Raw genomic sequence first — 16,753 nt, 5'->3', positions numbered from 1 at the left:
GACATAAGAGAGAATACTACCCCAAAGCCCCGGTGGGAGTATTTTATATAGACACATTGATTGAGAGAATTTTAAGGAGGAACACCATGAAAAGTTTTATGGCCAGCCCATCAACAATTGAAAGAGAATGGTATGTAGTTGATGCTACAGGACATACATTAGGACGTTTAGCATCTGAGATTGCAAAAATCTTAAGAGGAAAGAATAAACCGATTTACACACCTCATATGGATGCAGGTGATCATGTGATCGTAGTGAATGCTGATAAGATCAAAGTGACAGGAAAGAAAATGGATCAGAAGATCTATTATCATCATTCAGATTATGTTGGCGGAATGAAAGAGCAGACATTAAAAGAAAAATTAGCTAAGAAACCTGAAGATGTTATTTATCTTGCTGTAAAGGGTATGCTTCCAAAAGGTCCTTTAGGAAGAAAGATGATTAAGAAGCTTCATGTATATGCAGGTCCGGAGCATAAGAATCAGGCTCAGCAGCCGAAAGCATTAGAGATCAAATATTAATTTTAGAAGGAGGACGAAGAAGTGGCTACAGCAAAATATTATGGAACTGGTAGAAGAAAACATAGTGTTGCCAGAGTATATTTAGTACCTGGAACAGGTAAAATCACAATCAATAAGAGAGATATTGATGAATATCTTGGATTAGAGACATTAAAAGTAGTAGTACGTCAGCCATTGGTTGCTACAGATACTCTTGATAAATATGATGTGTTGGTAAATGTTCATGGTGGTGGATTTACAGGACAGGCAGGAGCGATCCGTCATGGTATTTCCAGAGCTTTATTACAGGTAGACGGAGATTTCCGTTTAACACTGAAAAAAGCAGGATTCTTAACAAGAGATCCGAGAATGAAAGAAAGAAAGAAACCGGGTCTCAGAAAAGCACGTCGTGCACCACAGTTCTCTAAACGTTAATGCTGCGTTTCGGAACGTACAATTTCAAAAAGAATTTTCCACTCCTCAGGACTTCGGTTCTGGGGAGCTTTGTTATGTAAACCAGAAAACGAATCTATGAGGAATGGAGAGTCATAGCGTGGATGAAGAGAAAATCAGTGGCATTTTCCTTCTGTGTCTTTCTTTTAACAATAACTGTATTTTGTACACGGACAATTGAGGAATATAATGTGGGAATCTATGGAAAAGTTATAAAATTATAAAAATTTTGTACTTTTCTTTGAGCATTGTAGAGAAAAAGATTTTTTTTTGTTATAATGCAGATAGATAAAAAAATAACAATGTGTTAGGCGCGCATAAAAGGAAGGGTAAACATTATGTACGACAAAACAAGTATCAACAGTTTGAAAAAAGATGTATTGTATCTTGTGGCAAGAATGGCTTTTGCCGGAATTCTGGAAGAGGAGCGGGATTTCATTCCGGAACAGATGATTCCAGGACCGACACCGACATTTCGCTGCTGTATTTACAAAGAACGAGAGATTATTCGTCAGAGAATCCGGCTTGCAGAGGGAAAAGCTCCGGGAGCAGAAGATGATGGAAATATTATTCAAGTCATTAAATCTGCCTGTGCAGACTGTCCGATTTCCAGTTATGTTGTAACAAATAATTGTCAGAATTGTCTTGGAAAAGATTGTATCAAGGCCTGCCGCTTTGGCGCAATTGAAGCCGGAAATAAAAAGTCTGAGATTGACGCAGCAAAATGTAAAGAGTGCGGTATGTGTGCAAAGGCTTGTCCGTATCATGCCATTGCGCATCTGTCCAGACCTTGTAAAGACAGTTGCCCGGTAGATGCAATTTCTTATGATGAATACGGTATTACGGTGATTGATGAAGAAAAATGTATTCGCTGTGGGCAGTGTGCGTTAAAATGTCCGTTTGGTGCAATTGGAACAAAGTCATGGATTGTTGATGTTGTGAATGCGCTGAAAGATGGGAAAAGGGTATATGGAATCTTGGCGCCGGCAACAGAGGGACAGTTTGGAAAAGATATTACCATGGAAAGCTGGAGACAGGCTGTGAAAAAAGTAGGATTTGAGGATCTGGTAGAAGCAGGGCTCGGAGGAGATATGACAACCTGCAGTGAAGCAGAAGAATGGCTGGAAGCCTACAGAGCCGGAGAGAAAAAGACAACATCTTGCTGTCCGGGCTTTGTTAACATGATTCGTAAGCATTATCCGGAATTGGCAGATCAGATTTCCACAACCGTATCTCCAATGTGTGCAGTATCCAGAATGATAAAAGCAAAAGATCCGGAAGCAGTTACTGTATTTATCGGACCATGTGTGGCAAAAAAATCCGAAGTTGCGGATCAGAAGATCGAAGGAAATGCAGACTATGCTTTAAATTACAATGAAATTCAGGCAATTTTCCGTGCAAAAGAGGTTGAGTTGGAACCGGCAGAAAATACATATCAGGATTCCAGTATTTTTGGAAAATTCTATGGAAATTCCGGCGGAGTGACAGATTCTGTTTTAGAGTACCTGAAAGAAACCCAACAGGAAGAGGACATAAAAGTGTGCAAAGCTAACGGAGCAGCAGAATGCAAAAAAGCGTTAATGTTCTTAAAGGCAGGAAGACTTCCGGAAGACTTTATTGAAGGAATGGCATGTGAAGGCGGTTGTGTTGGAGGACCGAGCCGGCATGCAGAAATCATAAAATCCAAAAAAGTTCGTGAAAATCTGATTAAGTCTGCCGATGACCGAAAGATCACAGAGAATTTAAAACGTTATGATATGGATAGTTTTTCTATGCATAGATAATATGGAAAGTAAGATCCGCATTGCATAGTAAAAACAATGCGGGTTCTTTTTTGTACAAAAAACAGTAATGATTCCTGCTAGCGTAATCAGAAAAAATATGTTATAGTGAATTTTAGTTGAAAAAAGATAAACAGTGAAGTTGGAGGTATTGAGATGAAAGATCTTATCATTACAGATACAATTAAATATATTGGTACAGATGATCATGACATTGATTTATTTGAGAGCCAGTACATTGTACCAAATGGTGTGTCTTATAATTCCTATGTGATTTTAGATGAAAAAGTAGCCGTGATGGATACGGTTGATAAAAGAAAAACAGACGAATGGATCGGAAACCTTGAGAATGCTTTGGATGGACGGGCAGTAGATTATATTGTAGTTTCTCATATGGAACCGGATCATGCGTCAAGTCTTCAGGTTCTTGCAGAGAAATATCCTGAGGCGCAGATTGTCGGAAATGCTAAAACGTTCCAGATGATTCCGCAGTTTTTTACTTTTGATCTGGAGGAACGCAAGGTTGTCGTAAAAGAAGGAGATACTTTGTCTCTTGGAGAGCATACGCTTCAGTTTTTCATGGCTCCGATGGTTCACTGGCCGGAAGTTATGGTTGCCTACGAGCAGTCAGAGAAAGTTCTTTTTTCTGCCGACGGATTCGGAAAATTTGGTGCTCTGGATGCTGAGGAAGATTGGGCATGCGAGGCAAGACGTTATTATTTCAATATTTGCGGAAAATATGGAGTCCAGGTACAGGCACTGCTGAAAAAGGCAGCGACGCTGGATATTCAGACGATTTGTCCGCTTCATGGACCGATTTTGAAAGAAAATCTTGGGTACTATATCGGATTGTATGATACGTGGAGCAAATATGAGCCGGAAAATGAAGGAATTTTAGTTGCATACGCCTCCATTCATGGAAATACAGCGGAGGCTGCGAAAAAGCTGGCGGCAATTTTAGAAGAAAAAGGTGCGCCGAAAGTTGTGGTTGCCGATTTGTCAAGAGATGATATGGCAGAAGTAATTGAAGATGCATTCCGCTATGACCGTCTGGTTTTGGCAGCGGCAACTTATGATGGAGGAATATTCCCGTGCATGGAAGATTTCTTGCATCATTTGAAAGCAAAGAATTATCAGAAACGAAAAGTTGCGTTCATGGAAAATGGTTCATGGGCTCCGACTGCAGCGAAACAGATGAAGGCTTTGGTGGAAGGCCTGAAACAGATGGAAATTATAGATCCTGTTGTCACAATCAAATCTACAATGAAGGATGACACAGTAAAGGTGATGGAAGAATTAGCCGAAAATCTTCTGGCATAGTTTTTGGGGCTGAATAAAATATAGAAAAAGATGTATCCTTTCAAGAGAAATGGTACATCTTTTTCTCATTTTAAGTAGGAAAGGAGATTTTATGTTTACATTGATAGATCAGGAACAATGGGAAAGAAAGAAGCATTTTGAATATTATAGGGATTGCCTTCCGTGTGGATATACGGTAACGGTACGTTTAGATGTGGAAGATTTATATCAGAAAACAAAAGAGCGTGGGTTAAAATTTTATCCTGCATTTATTTACTGTACAGGCAAGGCAGTCAATGGGATGAAAGAATTTCGCATGGGGCTGGACGATCAGGGAAATCCGGGATTTTATGATGTTATGCATCCCAATTATACGATTTTTCATGAAGATGACAATACCTTTTCGGATCTTTGGAGTTATTTTGAGGAAGATTTTGAGCGATGTTATCAAAATATTGTGACTGATATGGAAACTTACAAAAACTGTAAGGGACCGAAAATAAAAGATGGACAGCCGCCGAATTTCTTTTGCATTTCCTGTGTGCCATGGATGGACTTTACGGGATATAGTACATGGACGACCGAGGGCAGTCCGAACCTATTTCCCATTCTTACTTTTGGAAAATATACAAAGGAGGGGGGAAGAAGAAAACTGTCAGCGGCGCTGACAATTTCTCATGCGGCGGCAGACGGATATCATACCAGTCAGTTCTTTCAGCAGCTTCAGGATATCTTATGTAACACTATTTTTTAAAAAACCATAGACGGTAAGAGAGGAGAGATTTTCCAGAACCTGGGAGATCTCTCTTTCAGATTGTTGAAAGTCCTGAAGAATCCATTGCTCAATAATGGCAATACATCCGCTGACGATATAAGTATGCAGAGCGTCCAGTTTGAAGGAGGAATAGTCTGGATATTTATGCCGCAAAAGAGGAAGTGTCCATTTTCGTGAGGCGGCAATGAGTTTGTTTAAAAAGCCGGGATCACCGTGGGAAGAAAAAAGCAGTCGGATGAGGTCTTTATGGTTTCCGATGTAAGCAATAATGGATGACATAAGCTGTGACAGAGAGTTTTCTTTTTCAAATTGCTGGAGCTCTTGTTCAAGAGTATCTAAAATTTCATCTTCAATGGATTCCAGAAGATCCAGCGTATTTGAGTAATAAGTATAAAATGTACTGCGGTTAATATCAGCTGTTTCACACAGGCGGGAGACGGATATTTTTTGGATTGGATGATCTCGAAGCAGCAGCAGCAGGTTTTCTTTTAACATGCGTTTGGTTCGTAAAATGCGTCGGTCAATTTTTTTTTCAGTCATAAGATTCCCCATTTCTACAAAAAATAAAAGAGTGTTGGATAACCATCAAGACAAGCAGTTTTGGTGGTTGTTCTCTGTTTTTATATTTATTATAATATACATATGAACGAAAAACAACAGTTGTAGGATAAAGGGGGACAAAACACATGAATCGGCAAGAATTTTATGATGGGAAAATGTTTGATGCTTACCGGTATTTAGGCGCACACAGACAGGGAGAACAGATGCGTTTTGTTACCTACGCACCTCGGGCATCGAGTGTTTCTGTGATTGGAGAATTTAATGGATGGAAAGAAGAATTTTTGGAGCAGGATGGTCAGAGTGGATTTTTTTCCTTTGTTTCAGAGAAGGCGCAAGAAGGTCAGATGTATAAGTACTGCATTTATGGACCGGATGGGAGAATGCAGGAGCATTGTGATCCCTATGGATTTGAAATGGAATTGAGACCTGGAGCATGTTCCGTTCTTCGGGATCTGGGCAAGTATGAATTTCATGATGCGGCGTGGATGGAAAGGCGCAGTACGGGGATTTGCGATGCCGTTAATATTTATGAGATGCACATGGGATCTTGGAGAAAAAATCCCAAAGATCAAAATGGATGGTATTCTTATGATGAAATTGCCAAGATGCTTGTTCCGTATTTAAAAGAAAATCATTATACACATGTTGAATTAATGCCTTTGTCGGAACATCCTTTTGACGGGTCATGGGGATATCAGAGCACCGGATTTTTTGCGCCTACCAAACGATATGGGACACCGGATCAATTAAGGGAATTTGTGGATATGCTGCATCAGGAAAATATTGGAGTAATTATGGATTTTGTTCCGGTTCATTTTGCTGTGGATGGATATGGACTAAAGCTTTATGATGGAACACCATTATATGAATATGATCACCGTGATACCGGAGAAAGTGAGTGGGGAAGCTGTAATTTCATTCATTCCAGACGGGAGGTTCAAAGCTTCCTACAGTCAGCTGCAAATTACTGGCTGGAGGAATATCATTTTGATGGAATTCGAGTTGACGCAGTCAGTCGATTGATTTACTGGCAGGGAGATGAACAACGGGGAGTGAATGATGCGGCGATCAAGTTTTTGAAAGATTTGAATTTAGGACTCAAGCAGCGCCACCCGACGGCGATGCTCATCGCGGAGGATTCAACTTCATATCCTGACGTTACAAAGCCAGTGTGGAAGGGCGGACTTGGGTTTGATTATAAATGGGATCTTGGATGGATGCATGATACTCTGGAATATTTTCAGTCTGCTCCAGAATATCGAACCAGAGATTATCACAAGTTAACCTTTTCAATGATGTATTTTTGGAAGGAACACTATCTGTTGGAATTTTCCCATGATGAGGTCGTGCATGGCAAAGCAACGATTTTGCAGAAGATGTATGGAGATTATGAAGATAAGTTTCCGCAGGCAAGAGCCATGTACCTTTATATGATGATGCATCCGGGAAAGAAATTGAATTTTATGGGAAATGAATTTGGACAACTGAGGGAATGGACAGAGAAACAGGAGCAGGACTGGATGATATTGAAATATCCGATTCATGATGCCTTTCATAAATATATGATCCGGCTGAATACAATTTATGAGAGAAAAAAAGAGCTCCATTATGATTATGATCCTCAAAATTTTCAGTGGCTGGATTGTCATCAGGAAGAGCGTTGTATTTATGTGATTGGAAGAAAAAGTGAGGAGCGGATGTTGGCAGGCGTGTTTCATTTTTCAGATCAGGAATGGCAGAATTATGAATTGGAACTGCCGGGTCGGTGGCATCAGACTGTTTTACTTCATACAGACTGGCAGGAATTTGGAGGAAAAGTAGAAAAAGGCAAAGAATTGTGTGAATGGACCATAGAAGGAGATAAAAGTAAATTATCTCTTGTGATTCCGAGATACAGTGGAATTCTTCTGGAATTGAAAAAACTGTCATTGCTTTGCTGACAAAGAAATTATGAGAAAGATCCTCTCTTTTGTTTTCAGGTGAAGAAAACAAAAGAGAGGATCTTAATTTTTTCGATCAGAAAGCTCTTTGTGAACAGAGGAGATCGGGAGAACAAGACGAAGGTGTCCGTTTGGCTTACATTCGATAGATTCGATAGGAATAAAAAATCGGAAGAACCATTAAAAGAATAACAATGATGGAAAATACAATCACGTTGAAATATTTCGGAAGGAACGCAGAGAATGCCATGATCAAACCTCCGGCAAACCAAAGCTTTCCGGCAAGCCGGTGTGTTTTAAACCATACCGTGTCATTGGCGATGGTCCATGGAGTTTTAATTCCAATAAAATAATTTGGTTTGAATTTTGGCATCATATTTCCAATAAATGTGAAAAAAATTCCAACGAGGAAAGGAATCCATCGATCCATTTTAAATTCTATGCCAAAGGCGGCAGATAAAGTAAAAATTTGTATTACCAGTAAAAAGACACAAAAGCCTGTTTTAAAAAGTCGGTATTCCCGGTCAAACATTGCGTAAAATGAACGTCTCGGATCTATCTTTTTCAGCAGATCCATAAGAAACCAGAGAATCAAAATCAAGGCTGGTTCCAGAAAAACCCAAAATTTACTGCCATATCCATCAATGGTGCCGCTTGCATTCCAGTGGATTGGGATCTTAGGATCCAGAAAAGGAAAGGAAGCAATGGCAAGAATGAGTGATAATATAAAAATGATAAGTAATTCTTTATTTTTGATCTTCATAGCGATCCTCCTCCTTGAAATTAGAAAGCCAACTGATGATTTCTTCAAAAACGGAGAGATTCAGTTCATAGTAAAGATATTTCCCCTCTCTGGAAACTGTGATCAAATTGGCTTCTTTTAAAATGTTTAAATGATGAGAAATTGTGGCGGCAGTCATATCAAAATGCTGACCGATCTCTCCGGCAGATAAACGTCCATCTTTTAATAAGTTTAAAATCTGTCTTCGGGTAGAATCAGAGAGTGCCTTAAATGTCTTCTGAAATCCCAAAACACCACCTTCTTTCAAAATAAGATACATCATGAAAAAACAATTAGAAGTTTATCTAAATATAACACTGAAAAAACCAGATGTCAATGAGAGAATGAAAAAATTTCAGGAAAGAAAAATAAAATTAGGATTGCTGTGTTATAATAATACAAAAAGGAGTTTATTATGAAGATTTATGATTTGGCAATTATTGGATCAGGGCCGGCAGGAATGACTGCGGCAATTTATGCGAAACGGGCGATGTTGGACTGTGTTTTATTGGAAAAAGAATATTTGCCGGGAGGACAGGTCATTAAGACTTATGAAGTTGATAATTATCCGGGCATTCCAAAAACCAATGGAATGGAGTTAAGCAGCAAATTTTCAGAGCATGCAAAAGAATTAGGTGTGGAGCGCATTACAGGTGAGGTGCGAAAGATTCAGGCAGATGGTGAAATCAAAGAAATTGAGCTTGGAAGCGGAGAAATCATCCGCACCAGGACCATAATTCTTGCGACAGGAGCCATACATCGGACTCTGGAGGTTCCCGGAGAAGAAAGGCTTACCGGAATGGGAGTGTCTTACTGTGCAACATGCGACGGTGCATTCTTCCGTGATAAAGTAACAGCTGTAGTGGGCGGAGGAGATGTGGCATTGGAAGATGCATTATTTTTAAGCCGAATGTGTAAAAAAGTCTATTTGATCCATCGAAGAGACCAGCTGCGGGGAGCTAAGATCCTTCAGGATCAGGTAAAAAAGAGTGAGAATATAGAGATTCTCTGGGATACGGTGGTAACAGAAATCGAAGGAGAAACAACGGTGGAAAAGGTTCATATAAAAAATGTGAATAACCATGTGGATAACATTTTAAATGTGGACGGAATCTTTGTTGCGGTTGGAACAAAACCGGCGTCAGAATTGTTAAAAGGTCAGCTTGAAATGGATGAGCAGGGATATATTGTTGCCGGGGAAGATGGAATTACAAATATTCCCGGAATTTTCGCCGGTGGAGACGGACGAAGAAAAAAGCTGCGTCAAGTGGTGACAGCTGTTGCGGATGGAGCCAATTGTGTACAGTCAGTGGAGCGGTATCTTCAAAAAATATAATTTTCAGACAATTCGACAAAGTTTTTATTGGTGACTAAAAAAAGAAAAAGCAAGTGTTTTTGTACGATTTGTACGAGTTGTCTAACATTTTTGAATGCAAGTATTTTTTGTAGAAATTTGAAAAAAATACCCACAAAATACTCACAAAGTTATCCACATACCAAAATGGCAGAATTAAGCCAAAAAGTACTTACCCACAGACTTATCCACATTATCCACAATTAATTTGCATAGAGAAACATGAAAAAAAGTTTGTGAAAAACAGGAAAACAAAACGTATGTTTTGTGTAATATTTCTAAAAAGATTTTGTTTCCTTCAAGAATATTATGTGTTATAATGAATACACATAAAAAAGTAAAGGAGATGGGAGCCATGAAATTCATTATTAGTGGAAAGAACATTGAGATCACAGAAGGAATTAGGGCTGCGGTAGAAGAGAAGTTGGGACGTCTCGACAAATATTTGGTCGATGATACGATTGTGAACGTGACTCTTAGTGTTCAGAAGGGAAGACAGAAGATAGAAGTTACCATTCCTATGAAAGGGCACATTATCCGTGCAGAAGAAGGCAGTGAAGACATGTATGTATCCATTGATCTGGTTGTGGATGTCATTGAACGCCAGATCCGCAGATATAAGACAAGGCTTTTGAATCAAAAACATGAAGGAACCAGTTTTCGGCAGGAATTCATGGAGATGGAGGATGAAGTGGAGGATGATGAGATCCGCATTATCCGAAGCAAGAAGTTTGCGATTAAACCGATGGATGTAGAGGAAGCATGTATCCAGATGGAATTGCTAGGACATGACTTTTTTGTATTCCGCAATGCTGATACTTTTGAAGTCAACGTTGTATATAAGAGAAAAGGGAATACATACGGACTGATTGAGCCGGAATTTTAAAAATGCAGAATTTGGGGAAGCCTTTCGGGGTTTCCTTTTTTTGTTTGGCAAAAAATCTTCGATCGAACAAAAACGCTTTGTTTTAATTCATAAGATATGAACAGGAAGGCTGCAATCGCAGACGAGGCGCGGTGGAGAGAAGAGAATATATTTTGAGAAATTTTACAGGCAGTTAACTTGCGCCAATGATTTAGAAGTGTTACAATATCAAAGTCTATAGAAAAATGGGGGATTTCTCCCAGTTCATTATAAATGCAGGAGAATAAGTTATGGGTTTATTTGATAAAGTGTTTGGTTCTCATAGTGACAAAGAGATTAAGAGAATCAGTAAAATTGTAGATAAGATCGAGGCAATGGATGATGATATGCAGAAATTGTCCGATGATGAGTTAAAACAAAAAACAGAAGAGTTTAAAAAACGTCTGGCAGATGGCGAGACGCTGGATGATCTCTTGCCGGAAGCTTTTGCAGTTGTCCGTGAAGCCAGCAGCCGTACGATTGGATTAAAGCATTACCGGGTACAGCTGATTGGAGGAATTATTCTTCATCAGGGACGAATTGCCGAGATGAGAACCGGTGAAGGAAAAACTTTGGTATCTACGCTTCCGGCGTATTTGAACGCTCTGGAAGGAAAGGGTGTTCATATCGTAACGGTCAATGACTACTTGGCAACGCGTGATGCTGAGTGGATGGGAGCGATTCATAATTTTCTTGGAGTTACAGTGGGGGTAGTAACCAATGATATGGAAAATGACGAACGCCGCAGGGCATATCAGTGTGATATTACCTATATTACAAACAACGAGCTTGGATTTGATTATCTGAGAGATAATATGGTGATTGATAAAGAAGATTTGGTGCAGAGAGATCTGCATTATGCCATTGTGGATGAGGTGGACTCCGTTTTGATTGACGAGGCGAGAACTCCTTTGATTATTTCAGGGGAAAGCGGAAAATCTACGGAACTTTATCGTGCCTGTGATATTCTGGCACGTCAGATGGAGAGGGGAAGTTCCGACGGAGAGCTGTCAAAAATGGATATCTTAATGAATGAAGATATTAAAGAGGACGGAGATTTCCTTGTAAATGAAAAGGATAAGCACATCATGCTGACAGCGGAAGGCGTTCAGAAAGTAGAGAAATTCTTCCATATTGAGAACCTTGCAGATCCGGAGAATCTGGCAATTCAGCATAATATTATTCTGGCGCTGCGCGCACATAATTTAATGTTTAAAGATAAAGATTATGTAGTCAAGGACGATGAGGTTTTGATTGTGGATGAATTCACAGGTCGTATTATGCCGGGAAGACGGTATTCGGACGGGCTTCATCAGGCGATTGAGGCGAAGGAACATGTTAAGGTAAAAAGAGAATCCAAAACGCTTGCAACCATTACATTTCAGAATTTCTTTAATAAATATGCCAAAAAGGCAGGTATGACGGGTACTGCACAGACAGAAGAGCAGGAGTTCCGTGAAATTTACGGCATGGACGTTGTTGTGATTCCGACCAATAAACCGGTGATCCGTATCGATCACAATGATGCAATTTACAAAACAAAACATGAGAAGATGAATGCGGTTGTCAATGATATTATAGAATCCCATGAGAAGGGGCAGCCGGTACTGGTTGGTACCATTACCATTGAAATGTCTGAGGAATTAAGCGCCATGCTGAAGAAACGCCGTATCAAACATAATGTATTGAACGCGAAATTCCATGAAAAAGAAGCGGAGATTATTTCTCACGCCGGAGAAATCGGAGCAGTCACCATTGCTACGAATATGGCGGGGCGTGGTACAGACATTGTTTTAGAAGATGGAGTGGCAGATCTTGGAGGTCTGAAAATTATTGGTACAGAGCGTCATGAATCCAGACGTATTGATAACCAGCTTCGCGGACGTGCGGGCCGTCAGGGAGATCCGGGAGAATCAAAATTTTATCTGTCTTTGGAAGACGATTTGATGCGTTTGTTCGGATCTGAAAGAATGATCAGTGTCTATAATGCGCTGGGAATTCCGGAAGGCGAAGAAATTCAGCATAAGACAATTAGTAAAACCATTGAAAGAGCTCAGAAGAAGATTGAAAATAATAACTTTGGAATTCGTAAAAATCTTCTGGATTATGACCGTGTAAATAACGATCAGAGAGAGGTAATCTATAAAGAAAGAAGAAGGGTTCTGGACGGAGATAATATGAAGGGATCTGTTCTGTCTATGATGAAAGAGACAGTAGCAGCCCATGTCAATCAGGTGATCAGTGATGAGCTGCCTCCGGAAGAATGGGATCTGGATACGTTAAATGCAGAACTGCTTCCGATTATACCATTGAAACAGATCAAACTGGAAGAGGGGGAAAAGGCATCCGGAAAAGTGGAAGATCTGATAGAACGTCTTCAAAATGAAACCGTAGCATTGTACGAAGCAAAAGAGGTGGAATTTGAAGATTTTGATCTTCGAGAGATTGAACGAATCATTCTCTTAAAGGTGATTGACCGTAAGTGGATGGATCATATTGATGATATGGATCAGCTGCGGGAAGGAATCGGGTTGCAGGCGTATGGTCAGAGAGATCCGGTGGTTGAGTATCGTATGATTGGATTTGATATGTTTCATGAAATGACCAATGCGATTCAGGAAGAAACAACCGGGGCTTTATTCCATGTTCAGCTTGAGCAAAAAATTGAAAAGGAACAAGTAGCGAAGGTAACAGGAACAAATAAAGACGAAAGCAGTGCAAAGACACCGTACGTAAGAAAAGGGGCAAAGATCGGAAGAAATGACCCATGTCCATGTGGAAGCGGAAAGAAGTATAAAAACTGCTGCGGAAGAAAATAAGGAGTTTCATAGTGATTGAATTAGAACAATTAAAGTATACTTTGAACTCTTTTCAGGAACCACTGGAGAATCTCAGTGGTTCTCTTGCATTAGAGGCAAAGCGTGAGCGGATTGCTCAACTGGAGTTAAATATGGAGGAGCCCGGATTCTGGGATCATGTAGAAACATCTCAGAATGTGATGAAAGAAGTCAAGGGGCTTAAGACCGTTGTAGAAGAATATGAGAGTTTAAAAACGAAATATGAAGATGTGGAGACGCTGCTTGCCATGGCGGAAGAGGACAGCGATGATGAGTTGGTGCAGGAAGCTTGTGATATCATGGAAGAATTTGAAGCGCAATATGATAAGCTGCGGATTTCCACACTGCTGACCGGTGAATACGATCAAAATGATGCAATTTTGACTCTGCATGCGGGAGCAGGAGGAACAGAATCCTGTGACTGGGCGGGGATGTTGTATCGAATGTTTACTCGCTGGGCAAATAAAAAAGGATATGCAACAGAGGTTTTAGACTATCTGGACGGAGATGAGGCGGGAATTAAATCAGTCACGGTAAAAGTAAAAGGAACCAATGCTTTTGGGTATCTCCGCTCAGAAAAAGGAGTTCACCGTTTGGTACGAATTTCACCGTTTAATGCGGCAGGAAAGCGGCAGACTTCGTTTGCATCCTGTGATGTTATGCCGGAGATCGAGGATGATTTGGAAGTTGAAATTGCGGAGGATGAGATTCGGATTGACACGTACCGAGCCAGTGGAGCCGGAGGACAGCATATTAATAAAACAGATTCTGCAATTCGTATTACTCATCTTCCAACCGGAATTGTGGTTCAGTGTCAAAATGAAAGGTCTCAGCATAAAAATAAAGATCAGGCAATGAAAATGTTAAAGACAAAGCTGTATTTATTAAAACAGCAGCAGCATCTGGAAAAATTATCAGATATACGAGGCGACGTAGGGGATAATGGATGGGGAAATCAGATTCGATCCTACGTACTGCAACCATATACCATGGTAAAAGATCACAGAACAAATTTTGAAAGTGGGAATCCATCTGCCGTGTTGGATGGAGATCTGGATGGATTTATGAATGCTTATCTGGCATGGGAAAATCAGGAAAGAAAAGCATAGAAAAGGATAAACGATGAGGACAGGAACAATTTTAAAGAATGCCGCTGCGGCGGTTCTGGTCTTTGGGGGAGCAGGGTTGGCATTTACGATTTTTTGCAATGTAAATCTGAAAACAGATCAGAAGACGTACGATGTAAAAAAGATGGATGAAGTAAGAAATGCAGATTATGTGATTGTGCCGGGATGCCTGGTATATAAAGACGGAACGCCGTCTTATGCTCTGGAAGACCGGTTAAACGGTGCGTTAAAGTTGTATCAGGCAAAAAAGGCAGAAAAAATCATTTTGTCTGGTGCTGCAAGAGAAAATCGGGCGGGGAAACGATTTTTGCTGAAACGTCAGGTACCGGAAGAAGATCTCTGGATGGATGACGGAGGTTTGGATACGTATTCTACAATTTACCGATGCAGCCGAGCGTTTTCAGGGAAAAGATTTCTGATCTGTACACAGCAAAAATATTTTAAGAGAACCGGATTTTTGATGCGGGAGCTGAATATGGATGGGGGATGTGTGAAAATTGATGCGCATACTTATAAAAAAGAAGTTTATGAGAGATTTCGTGATTTCTTTGCCGCAGATAAAGCATGGATTGAGTGTAAAATTACGAAACCAGTCCCGAAATATCGTTTAAAAGATTTGCCAATTCTGTAGGATTTCTTTATTTTCCGCATGTTTTCTATTGCGTCTTCAAGGCTTCTGTGGTAGTATTCTGTAGAAAGACAAGTGTACACCTCGGAAGAACAGAAGGAAGTGTCGATGAAGGAAACAAATTATTATGTAATTAAAAAAAAGGCAGTGCCGGAAGTCCTTTTAAAGGTATTGGAGGTTCAAAAACTTTTAGATTCCAGGAAAGCATTGTCTATTTTAGAAGCTACGGAAATGGTGGGAATCAGCCGAAGCTCTTATTATAAATACAAAGATGATATTTTCCCGTTTTATGCGGGGAAAAAAGGAAGGAATATTACCTTTGTAATTGAAGTGAATGACCAGCCCGGTGTTATGGCGGCAATACTTCAGGCTTTTGCACTGTATGATGCAAATATTTTAACGATTCACCAAAGTATTCCGATTAATGGAAAAGGACTTTTGACAGTGAGCGTTGATATTGCGGCAGGAGAAACGGATGTATCGGCAATGATACAGGATGTAGAGAAGATGCAGGATGTTTCTTATGTAAAGATTATAGCAATGGAATAGAAAAGGATAATTTTTGGGAGGACAGCATGAAATATGTAATTATTTTGGGGGATGGAATGGCAGATGACCCCATTGAGAGCATCGGAGGGAAAACGCCCCTTCAGGCGGCAGAGAAACCGGTGATGGACGCAATGGCAAAAGTATCAGAACAGGGAATTGCATATACGGTGCCGGAAAATCTTCCGGCAGGCAGTGATGTGGCAAATCTGTCAATGTTAGGATATAACCCGCAGCTTTACTACTCTGGGCGATCTCCACTGGAAGCGTTGAGTATCGGAGTTGATATGAAAGACACAGATATTGCACTTCGCTGCAACGTGGTTACAGTGTCAGAAGATGGTGCTTATGAGGAGAAGAAGATTCTGGATCATAGTGCAGGGGAGATTTGTTCTGAGGAGGCTGCTGTTTTAATTGAAGCGGTACGGAAAGAATTGGAGAATGAAGAATATAAGTTTTATCCTGGAGTTAGTTACCGGCATCTTACCATTTGGGATCATGGCCGGGTGGTAGATCTTGTGCCGCCACATGATATTCTGGGCAAAAAAATCGGCGCATATCTTCCGAAAGAGGAAGCGTTAAAAGAGATGATGAGAAAAAGCTTTGATATTTTAAATCATCATCCGATCAATGAGGCGAGAGCCCAAAAAGGATTAAATAAAGCCAACAGCATTTGGTTTTGGGGAGCCGGAACGAAACCTGCGCTGGATGATTTTAAAGAAAAAACCGGAATGGCAGGGGCGATGGTTTCTGCGGTTGATCTGCTCAAGGGAATTGCTGTAGGAGCGAATATGAGAAATCTGGACGTAGAGGGAGCCAATGGAGGATTAGATACAAATTATCGGGGAAAAGCTATGGCAGCCGTGGAAGCTTTACTTGAAAAAAATGATGATTTCGCTTATATTCATGTAGAGGCTCCAGACGAGATGGGACATCAGGGAAGTCTGGAACATAAAATTCAGGCCATTGAGCATTTAGATGCGCAGGTTGTGAAAGTTGTAAAAGAGGAACTGGAAAAATCCGGCGAGGATTTCCGAATTTTAATCGGTCCGGATCATCCGACTCCGATTGCGATTCGGACGCATTCTAAGGATCCGATTCCGTTTATGATTTATGATAGTACGAAAAAGTATTGCGGGCAGGAAGAGTACAGTGAAGCAGCGGCGAAAAATACAGGGCTTGTGGTAGAACATGCCTATGATTTGATGAAACGATTGCTGCAAAGGAAATAGCGGCTGAAGCCAGATGAAACAATGAAATTTTGATG

General features: G+C 40.3%; 16 protein-coding genes. 13 read left to right on the top strand and 3 right to left on the bottom strand.

Features of this window, described 5'->3' with window-relative positions; genetic code table 11:
* Positions 1-86 precede the first annotated feature (86 nt).
* The 5 genes from rplM (at position 87) to AC27EF_RS05600 (ending at position 4,787) form a co-directional block, all read left to right on the top strand.
* Positions 87-521, top strand: a complete 435-nt coding sequence (gene rplM / locus AC27EF_RS05620; RefSeq protein ID WP_487109474.1) for a 50S ribosomal protein L13 — start codon at positions 87-89, stop codon at positions 519-521.
* A 21-nt stretch (positions 522-542) separates the two neighbouring features.
* Positions 543-935, top strand: coding sequence for a 30S ribosomal protein S9 (gene rpsI, locus AC27EF_RS05615; protein ID WP_487109473.1), 393 nt, complete (start codon positions 543-545; stop codon positions 933-935).
* A gap of 356 nt (positions 936-1,291) precedes the next feature.
* Positions 1,292-2,737, top strand: a complete 1,446-nt coding sequence (locus AC27EF_RS05610) for a 4Fe-4S dicluster domain-containing protein (RefSeq protein WP_487109472.1) — start codon at positions 1,292-1,294, stop codon at positions 2,735-2,737.
* 153 nt (positions 2,738-2,890) lie between these two features.
* Positions 2,891-4,054 carry an FprA family A-type flavoprotein gene (locus tag AC27EF_RS05605; RefSeq protein ID WP_487109471.1) on the top strand — a complete coding sequence of 388 codons (1,164 nt, stop codon included), beginning with the start codon at positions 2,891-2,893 and terminating at the stop codon, positions 4,052-4,054.
* Between the two features lie 91 nt (positions 4,055-4,145).
* Positions 4,146-4,787, top strand: coding sequence for a CatA-like O-acetyltransferase (locus tag AC27EF_RS05600; protein ID WP_487109469.1), 642 nt, complete (start codon positions 4,146-4,148; stop codon positions 4,785-4,787).
* Here the strand turns inward: AC27EF_RS05600 and AC27EF_RS05595 are convergent.
* The gene (locus AC27EF_RS05595) at positions 4,767-5,348 is read right to left on the bottom strand and encodes a TetR/AcrR family transcriptional regulator (RefSeq protein WP_487109468.1); all 582 of its coding nucleotides are present in this window, start codon (positions 5,346-5,348) and stop codon (positions 4,767-4,769) included. The genes AC27EF_RS05600 and AC27EF_RS05595 overlap by 21 nt on opposite strands.
* 146 nt (positions 5,349-5,494) lie before the next feature.
* On the opposite strand from AC27EF_RS05595, the gene glgB reads away from it, so the two are divergent.
* Positions 5,495-7,309: a 1,4-alpha-glucan branching protein GlgB gene (gene glgB / locus AC27EF_RS05590; RefSeq protein ID WP_487109466.1), complete on the top strand. Its 1,815-nt coding sequence runs from the start codon at positions 5,495-5,497 to the stop codon at positions 7,307-7,309.
* 136 nt (positions 7,310-7,445) lie between these two features.
* Here the strand turns inward: glgB and AC27EF_RS05585 are convergent, their stop codons facing one another.
* Complete coding sequence (locus tag AC27EF_RS05585) at positions 7,446-8,072, bottom strand: SdpI family protein (protein WP_487109465.1); 627 nt, start codon at positions 8,070-8,072, stop codon at positions 7,446-7,448.
* Positions 8,056-8,340 (bottom strand): autorepressor SdpR family transcription factor, encoded by a 285-nt coding sequence (locus tag AC27EF_RS05580; RefSeq protein WP_487109463.1) that lies wholly within the window; start codon positions 8,338-8,340, stop codon positions 8,056-8,058. Before AC27EF_RS05580 ends, AC27EF_RS05585 begins: the two co-directional genes overlap by 17 nt.
* 165 nt (positions 8,341-8,505) lie before the next feature.
* On the opposite strand from AC27EF_RS05580, the gene trxB reads away from it, so the two are divergent.
* From trxB to AC27EF_RS05545, 7 genes are all read left to right on the top strand, one after another.
* Positions 8,506-9,426 (top strand): thioredoxin-disulfide reductase, encoded by a 921-nt coding sequence (gene trxB / locus AC27EF_RS05575; protein WP_487109462.1) that lies wholly within the window; start codon positions 8,506-8,508, stop codon positions 9,424-9,426.
* 373 nt (positions 9,427-9,799) lie between these two features.
* Entirely contained in the window at positions 9,800-10,330 is a 531-nt protein-coding gene (gene hpf / locus AC27EF_RS05570) for a ribosome hibernation-promoting factor, HPF/YfiA family (RefSeq protein ID WP_487109461.1), read from the top strand.
* A 269-nt stretch (positions 10,331-10,599) separates the two neighbouring features.
* Positions 10,600-13,167, top strand: coding sequence for a preprotein translocase subunit SecA (gene secA, locus AC27EF_RS05565; RefSeq protein WP_487109460.1), 2,568 nt, complete (start codon positions 10,600-10,602; stop codon positions 13,165-13,167).
* Positions 13,168-13,178: 11 nt separating this feature from the next.
* Positions 13,179-14,294: a peptide chain release factor 2 gene (prfB, locus tag AC27EF_RS05560; RefSeq protein ID WP_487109459.1), complete on the top strand. Its 1,116-nt coding sequence runs from the start codon at positions 13,179-13,181 to the stop codon at positions 14,292-14,294.
* A 13-nt stretch (positions 14,295-14,307) separates the two neighbouring features.
* On the top strand, positions 14,308-14,943 hold the full coding sequence (locus tag AC27EF_RS05555) for a SanA/YdcF family protein (RefSeq protein ID WP_487109458.1): 636 nt from the start codon (positions 14,308-14,310) through the stop codon (positions 14,941-14,943).
* A 105-nt stretch (positions 14,944-15,048) separates the two neighbouring features.
* On the top strand, positions 15,049-15,489 hold the full coding sequence (locus tag AC27EF_RS05550) for an ACT domain-containing protein (RefSeq protein ID WP_487109457.1): 441 nt from the start codon (positions 15,049-15,051) through the stop codon (positions 15,487-15,489).
* Positions 15,490-15,515: 26 nt separating this feature from the next.
* Positions 15,516-16,718 (top strand): cofactor-independent phosphoglycerate mutase, encoded by a 1,203-nt coding sequence (locus AC27EF_RS05545; protein ID WP_487109455.1) that lies wholly within the window; start codon positions 15,516-15,518, stop codon positions 16,716-16,718.
* Positions 16,719-16,753 lie beyond the last annotated feature (35 nt).

This window comes from Anaerostipes stercorihominis (genome assembly GCF_057535655.1).
The sequence above is the reverse complement of the archived record's forward strand: the minus strand, read 5'-3'. Positions and strand labels throughout refer to the sequence as shown.